Raw genomic sequence first — 8,627 nt, forward strand, 5'->3', positions numbered from 1 at the left:
GCGGCAACGGTGACCCGGGCCCCAAGCTCGGCAAGCTCCGCAGCCAACTCCCCCGCACCCGGGGCACCTTGACCACCGCGACTCGTCAGTACGAGATGCTCGGCACCAGCGGCCGCCGCCCACCGGGCCACATGCGCACCCAACGCACCCGTACCACCCGTGATCAACACCGTCCCACCAGGCGACCACGACCGCACCACCGGCGCATCACCCAGCGGCGCCCGCACCAGACGCCGCACGAACACACCAGACGCACGCACCGCGACCTGGTCCTCACCGCCCGCTCCCGCAGCCAGAACCGCTGCCAGACGCCCCACCGCCCGCCCGTCCAACACCTCAGGAACATCCAGCAGACCACCCCAGCGATCAGCACACTCCAAGCCGACGACCCGACCAAGACCCCACACCTGCGCCTGATCGACGCTCGTCAGCCGATCGGAACGGCCCACCGACACCGCACCCCGCGTCACCAACCACAGCGGCGCCCCAATTCCCGCATCGCCCAGCGCCCGCACCAAAGCAACCGTGTCGGCAAGACCACCCACCCCCAGACCCAGCAGCGACACGACCCCATCAACCGCCCCCACCCCGGAGAGCTGCTCGACCAGCCGGGTGCTGTCATCGAGCGTGAGACACACCACCTCAACCCCATGCTCAATAAGTCGAGGCGACAACACATCACTGTCCGGACCAGCCGACACCACCAACCAACGCCCAGCCAAAGCCCGCGACTCCAACACCACCGGCTTCCACGACACCGAATAACGCCACTCATCCACCCGCGACCGGGCCTTCCGACGACGACGCCACGACGACAACGCAGGCAACACCACACCCAACGCATCCGGCTCCGCGACGTCGAGGGTCTCGGCAAGGGCGGCGAGATCCTCGTGCTCCACCGCCGCCCAGAACTTGCTCTCGACGGCATCCGGGGCCGAGGCGGCCGTGTCCTCCGACGCCGAGGATGCCTCCAGCCAGTACCGCTGGCGCTGGAAAGCGTACGTGGGCAGCGCCACCCGGCGTCCGCCAGCCAGCAGCGGCTGCCAGTCCACGGACAGACCCCGCACCCAGCCCTCGGCAAGCGAGCTGACGAACCGCTCCAGCCCGCCCTCGCCACGCCGCAGCGAGCCCAGCACAGCGGCATCCACACCGGCTTCCTCAAGCGACTGCTGCACACCGATGGTCAACACCGGATGCGTCGACGCCTCGACGAAGAACCGATACCCCTGCTCGGCCAGCGCCTTCGTGGCCTCCTCGAATCGGACGGTCTGACGGAGGTTGGCGTACCAGTACTCGGCGTCCATCACCGTCGTGTCCAGCCACTCGGCCGTCACCGTCGAGAAGAACGGCACCGCCGCCACACGCGGCTCAAGCCCCGCCAGAACCTCGCGAAGCTCAGCGCGAATCGTCTCCACCTGCGCCGAATGGGACGCGTAGTCCACCGGAATACGACGGGCCCGCACCTCATCCGCCTCACAGGCGGCGAGGAGGGCATCCAGCTCAGCGACATCACCGGAAACCACCACGGACGACGGCCCGTTGACCGCCGCCACCGACAGCCCACCCGTCAACCGCCCACGAACCTGCTCCACCGCCAGGGCCACCGACACCATGCCGCCCAGCCCCGACAACGCCAGAATCGCCCTCGACCGCAGCGCCACCACCTTCGCCGCATCCTCGATCGACAACGCCCCCGCCACACACGCCGCCGCGATCTCACCCTGCGAATGCCCCACCACAGCAGCAGGCTCCACACCAAACGAACGCCACAACTCCGCCAACGACACCATCACCGCCCACAACACCGGCTGCACAACATCGACGCGCTCCAACGCCTCCGCGTCACCCAGCACATCGAACAGCGACCAATCCACAAACGACGACAGCGCGGTGGCACACTCCCGCATCCGCTCCGCGAACACCGGCGACGACTCCAGCAAGTCGGCCGCCATCCCGACCCACTGCGACCCCTGCCCCGGGAAGACCAACACCACCTTGCCCCGCAGGTCGGCCGTCCCCTGCACCACACCGGACACGGCGTCACCCGCGGCAAGCGCGCTGAGACCGGCCATCGGGTCGGCGCCGACGATCACGGCGCGGTGGTCGAGCGCAGCCCGGGTGGTGGCGAGCGACCAACCGATGTCGACCGGTGACAGTTCCGGGTATTCGTTCAGGTGGTCGCGCAGGCGCGCGGCCTGGGCCAGTACGGCGGCTCCGGACTTGGCCGAGAGGACCCACGGCAGCGTCGGGTCGTCGGTGGAGGGTCCGGCCTCGCCCTGCGGCACGGGCTCCGTCTTCGGGGAAGCCCCTTGGGAGTCCTCCAGTGGCGGCTCTTCCATGATGACGTGTGCGTTCGTACCGCTGATACCGAACGAGGACACCGCCGCCCGGCGAGGACGGTCGAGTCCCGGCCAGTCGCGTGCCTCCGTCAGGAGCGAGACCGTGCCGGCCGACCAGTCGACGTGCGAGGTCGGCTCGTCGATGTGCAGGCTCTGCGGCAGTACGCCGTTCCGCACCGCCATGACCATCTTGATGACGCCCGCGACACCGGCCGCGGCCTGGGTGTGCCCGATGTTGGACTTCACCGAGCCGAGCCACAGGGGCCGCTCCGGGTCGCGCTCGCGCCCGTAGGTCGCGATGAGTGCCTGCGCCTCGATCGGGTCGCCCAGCGCGGTGCCCGTACCGTGCGCCTCCACGGCGTCCACCTCGGACGCCTCGACGCGCGCGTTGGCCAGCGCCTGACGGATGACACGCTGCTGCGAGGGGCCGCTGGGCGCCGTCAGTCCGTTGGACGCGCCGTCCTGGTTGATCGCCGAGCCTCGTACGACCGCCAGGACCTCGTGGCCGTTGCGGCGCGCCTCGGAAAGGCGTTCGAGGAGAAGCAGGCCCGCGCCCTCGGCGGAGCCCATGCCGTCGGCGGCGGCCGAGAAGGCCTTGCAGCGGCCGTCGCCCGCGGCGCCGCCCTGCTTGCTGATCTCCGTGATGACGCCGGTGGTGCCCATGACCGTGACACCACCGGCCAGGGCCATGGTGCATTCGCCGTGGCTGATCGCCTGAGCCGCGAGGTGCAGCGCGACCAGGGAGGACGAGCAGGCCGTGTCCACCGTGACGGCCGGGCCCTCCAGACCGAGAGCGTAGGCGATGCGGCCGGACACCACGCTGGTGGTCGTACCTGTGATCAGGTAGCCCTCGATGTCATCGGGGATCTCAGCGACCCCGGTGCCGTAGCCGGAGGACGAGGCACCGGCGAACACGCCGGTCATGCTGCCGCGTACGGACGTGGGGTCGATACCGGCGCGTTCGAAGGTCTCCCAGGCGGTCTCCAGCAGCAGTCGCTGCTGCGGGTCCATGGCCAGCGCCTCGCGCGGGTTGATGCCGAAGAACGCCGGGTCGAAGTCGGCGACCCCGTCGAGGAAACCGCCCTCCCTGGTGTTCGTGGTGCCCGCGCGGCCGAGTTCCGGGTCGTAGAGGCCGTCGATGTCCCAGCCCCGGTCCTGCGGGAACGGTGTGATCGCATCACCAGCCGTGCGCACCAGGCGCCACAGGTCCTCCGGCGAGGAGACTCCGCCCGGGTAGCGGCAGGCCATACCGACGATGACCACCGGGTCCTCGTCGTCGGCCGGTCCGGCGGCCGCCAGGGTGACGGGCGCGCTGGTCTCGGCGGTCCCGCCGACCACCTCCGACCACAGATGGTCCACCAGCACCTGCGGGGTCGGGTGGTCGAAGACGAGAGTGGCGGGCAGGCGGAGTCCGGTGGCACCGTTCAGCCGGTTGCGCAGCTCCACAGCGGTCAGGGAGTCGAAGCCCAGCTCGCGGAACTGCTGTGTCGGGTCGACCAGATCGGGTGTCGCGTGCCCGAGGACCGAGGCCACGTGTCCGCGGAGGAGGTCGAGCAGCGCTTCGCGCTGTTCGCTCTCCGCGAGTCCCGCGAGCTTCGCGGCGAGGCCTGTCGTGCCCGTGACGGCCCGCGAGGCGGTGCCGCGGCGTACGGGAGTCCGCACCAGGCCGCGCAGCAGCGGCGGCACGGCGGCGCCCCGCAGCCCGGCGGTGTCCATCGGGATCGGAACCAGCAGGGCTTCGTCCAACTCGCCTGCGGCATCGAACAGTTCGAGGCCCTGCTCGGAGGAGAGCACACCGGCCCCGCCCCGGTTCATCCGGGCGATGTCGGTCTCGCCGAGATCACCGGTCATCGTGCTGCGCTGTGCCCACAGGCCCCAGGCCAGCGACTGCGCCGCCATCCCCTGCGCGCGGCGGTGCTGGGCGAGGGCGTCCAGGAAGGTGTTGGCCGCCGCGTAGTTGCCCTGTCCCGGTCCGCCGAACGTACCGGCGGCCGAGGAGAAGAGCACGAACATGGCCAGATCCAGGTCCCGGGTCAACTCGTGCAGGTTCAGCGCGGCATCGACCTTGGGCCGGAACACCGCGTCGATCCGCTCCGGAGTCAACGAGGCGATCACCCCGTCGTCGAGCACACCCGCGGTATGCACCACACCGGTCAGCGGCCGGTCGAGGGAGGCCAGCAGCCCCGACAATGCCTCGCGGTCGGCGACGTCACAGGCGGCGAACCGCACCCGCGCCCCGAGCCCCGCGAGCTCCCGGCCCACTTCCTCCGCACCCTCGGCCCGTTCACCACGACGGGAGACCAGCAGCAGATCCCGCACTCCCCGCTCTGCCACCAGGTGCCGGGCCAGCAACCCACCCAACGTGCCCGTCGCACCCGTCAGCAACACCGTGCCCTCGGGGTCCAGCACACGAGGCATGGTCAACACCACCTTGCCCACATGCCTGGCCTGACTGACGTGGCGGAAGGCCTCCCGAGCACGGCGCACATCCCACGCCCTCACCGGCAACGGCTCCACCACTCCGCGCCCGAACAACTCCACCAGGTCGCCCAGCAACCGCCGCGTCTGCTCGGTGGGGATCCCACCGAGGTCGAAGGACTGGTACGTGACACCGGGGTGCTCGTCCGTGACCCGGTCCGCGTCACGGATGTCGGTCTTGCCGATATCCAGGAACCGGCCACCGCGCGGCAGCAAGCGCAGCGAGGCATCCACGAACTCACCCGCCAAGGAGTTCAGAACAGCATCCACACCCCGACCATCGGTGACGGCCAGGAACTTCCGCTCGAACTCCAAGGTCCGCGAGGAAGCGATGTGGTCGTCATCCAGACCGAGGGAGCGCAGTACGCCCCACTTGCCCTCGCTCGCGGTGGCGAAGACCTCCGCGCCCAGGTGACGGGCCAGCTGGATGGCCGCCATGCCGACACCACCCGCACCCGCGTGCACCAGCACCCGCTCACCCGCATTCACACCGGCCAGGTCCCGCAACCCGAACAGCGCCGTCAGGAACACGATCGGCGTCGCCGCCGCCTGCTCGAACGACCAACCGCCGGGGATACGGACGAGGAGGCGCGCGTCGGCGACGCCGGTCGGGCCGAAGCTGAGACCCATCATGCCGAACACACGGTCGCCGACGGCCAGGTCCGTCACACCCGGCCCGACCTCGGTGACCACGCCCGCGCCTTCACTGCCCATGACGCCGGAGCCGGGGTACATGTCGAGGGCGATGAGGACGTCACGGAAGTTGACGCCCGCCGCGCGCACGCTCAGGCGGACCGTGCCGTCGGCCAGCGGTGCCAGGGCCTCGGGACGGGGGATCAGGGCAAGGCTGTCCAGGGTGCCGCGGCCACCGGCCGAGTCGACGGCCCAAGCCAGCTCCCCCACGGGCGGAACCAGGGCTCCGCCGGACCCCGCCCGAGCGAGACGGGGAGCGCACACGGTGCCCGCGCGGACCGCGAGCTGCGGCTCGTCCAGAGTGAGGGCGGCGGACAGCGCCCGAACCGAGGAGTCGTCCGTGTCGAGGTCGACGAGGACGATGCGGTCGGGGTTCTCCGTCTGCGCCGACCGCACCAGACCCCACACAGCGGCGCCGGACAGGTCGGTGACGTCCTCGCCGGGACCTGAGGCCACGGCGCCCCGGGTCAGTACGACCAGGCGGGCGGTGGCGAAGCGCTCGTCGTCCAGCCAGGAGTGCAGCACGTCGAGCACACGGTAGGCCGCCGACCGGGTGGCCTCCGCCGCGTCGCCGGGTTCGCCCACGCACGGCAGCAGTACGACGTCCGCGCCCGCGGCGGCGACCGCGTCGAGGTCGGGATGGGCGGCCACGCCCAGCCGGGCCCATTCGGCAGGGGTGGTGCCGAGCAACGCCCAGCGGTCTTCCTCCCCGGTGGACCGCCCGCCGACGACAGGCACCTCGGCCCAGTCGAGGCGGAAGAGGGTGTCGTGATGGGCGGGCCGGCCCGTAGCAGGCTGGTCGCCGCTCACCTGACGCAGGACGAGGGAGTCGATGGAGGCGACGGGTGCACCGGTCTCGTCGGCCAGCTCCACGGCCACCGCGTTCGCGCCCACCGAGGTGAGACGCACCCGCCCGACCGCCGCGCCGGTCGCGTACAGAGACACGCCACTCCACTCGAACGGCAGTCCGGCCCGGCCTGTCTCCGCCACGAAGTCACCGAGTCCGATGGCGTGCAGCGCGGCATCGAGCAGCGCCGGGTGCAGTCCGAACGCCGCCGCGTTGTCTTGTTCCCGCTCGGGCAGCGCCACCTCGGCGAACACTTCGTCGCCGCGCCGCCAGGCTGCCCGCAATCCTTGGAACACCGGGCCATACACGAGCCCGACCCCAGCCAGGCCCGGGTAGAGCCCGTTCAGGTCGACCGCCTCGGCCCCCTCCGGCGGCCAGACGGCCAGATCGACGTCGGCCACCCGGCCGGTGCCGGCGAGCCAGCCTGTGGCATGCCGGGTCCACGGCTCGTCGGGCGCCGCACTGTCGGCGCGCGAATGCACCGACAGCGGACGCCGTCCAGCGGCATCCGGGGCACCCACGGCCAGCTGGACGTGCACACCTCCACCCTCGGGCAGCACCAGCGGCGCCTCCAGCGTCAGCTCCTCGACCGTGTCACAACCCACCCGGTCACCGGCCTGGACACCGAGTTCCACGAACGCCGTACCCGGCAGGAACACCGCGCCGGACACGACGTGGTCGGCCAGCCACGGATGTGTCTGCACGGACACCCTGCCCGTGAGCAGGAAACCGTCGGAGTCGACGAGTTCGACCGCTGCACCGAGCAGCGGGTGGTCGGCGGGCGACTGCCCCACCGATGTGACGTCACCGAGGAATCCGGCGGCGGCCTCCGGCCAGAAGCGCTCGCGCTGGAAGGCGTAGGTGGGCAGGTCGACGCGGCGCCCGCCAACCGTCAGCGGCGACCAGTCAACGGGCAGCCCGCGCACCCAGCCCTCGGCGAGGGAGACGGCGAACCGCTCCGGACCACCCTCGTCCCGGCGCAGGGAACCCAGGACCAGCCCGTCAGTGCCGACCGCGTCCAGGGTCTCCTGCACGCCGACGGTGAGCACCGGGTGTGCGGAAGCCTCGATGAAGAAGCGATACCCCTGCTCGGCCAGCGCCCTCGTGGCCTCCTCGAAACGCACCGTCTGACGCAGATTCGTGAACCAGTACTCCGCGTCCAAAACAGTCGTGTCCAGCCACTCGGCCGTCACCGTCGAGAAGAACGGCACCCCGGCCACACGCGGCTCAAGCCCCGCCAGAACCTCGCCAAGCTCAGCATGAATCGTCTCCACCTGCGCCGAGTGCGAGGCGTAGTCCACCGGAATACGACGCGCCCGCACCTCATCCGCCTCACAGGCCGCCAGGAGGACATCCAGCTCAGCAACATCTCCCGACACGACCACGGACGATGGCCCGTTGACCGCCGCCACCGACAGCCCATCCGTCAACCGCTCCCGCACGTCCTCCACCGCCAGGGCCACCGACACCATGCCACCCAGCCCCGACAACGCCAGAATCGCCCTCGACCGCAGCGCCACCACCTTGGCCGCGTCCTCGATCGACAACGCCCCCGCCACACACGCCGCCGCGATCTCACCCTGCGAATGCCCCACCACAGCAGCAGGCTCGACACCATACGAACGCCACAGCTCCGCCAGGGACACCATCACGGCCCACAGCACCGGCTGCACGACATCGACGCGCTCCAACGCCTCCGCGTCACCGAGCACATCGAACAGCGACCAGTCCACATACGACGACAGCGCGGTGGCACACTCCCGCATCCGCTCCGCGAACACCGGCGACGACTCCAGCAGCTCAGCCGCCATCCCCACCCACTGCGACCCCTGCCCCGGGAACACGAACGCCACCTTGCCCCGAAGGTCCGCGATCCCCTGAACGGCAGTTGCCGTACCGTCGCCGACCGTGAGGGCGGCCACGTCGACCAGCGGGTCGGTGCCAAGGGCCACCGCCCGGTGGGCCAGGTGCGAACGGCTCGCAGCGAGGGAGTACGCCACATCGACCGGGCGCAGGTCGGTGCTGTTCTCGGCATACGACAGCAGTCGTGCCGCCTGGCCGCGGAGGGCCTGTTCGGTCTTGCCCGACAGGATCCACGGGCTCAGGCAGGCAACCGGATCGACGGGCTCGTCACCCGGCGGCACCTCGGGTTCGGGTTCGGGTGCCTCTTCCAGGATGACGTGCGCGTTGGTGCCACTCATCCCGAACGACGACACACCCGCACGCCGGGGACCATCCTCCCGGGACCACTCCCGGTTGTCGGCCAGCAG

1 protein-coding gene is annotated in these 8,627 nt (G+C 70.9%); it reads right to left on the reverse strand.

Annotated elements, in window-relative coordinates; all coding sequences use genetic code 11:
- Nucleotides 1-8,558, reverse strand: an 8,558-nt coding sequence (locus tag ACWC5C_RS41895) for a type I polyketide synthase (protein WP_450884593.1), incomplete at its 3' end; no start/stop codon positions are given.
- Between the last annotated feature and the right edge of the window lie 69 nt (nt 8,559-8,627).

Source organism: Streptomyces sp. NPDC001700, from assembly GCF_053596435.1.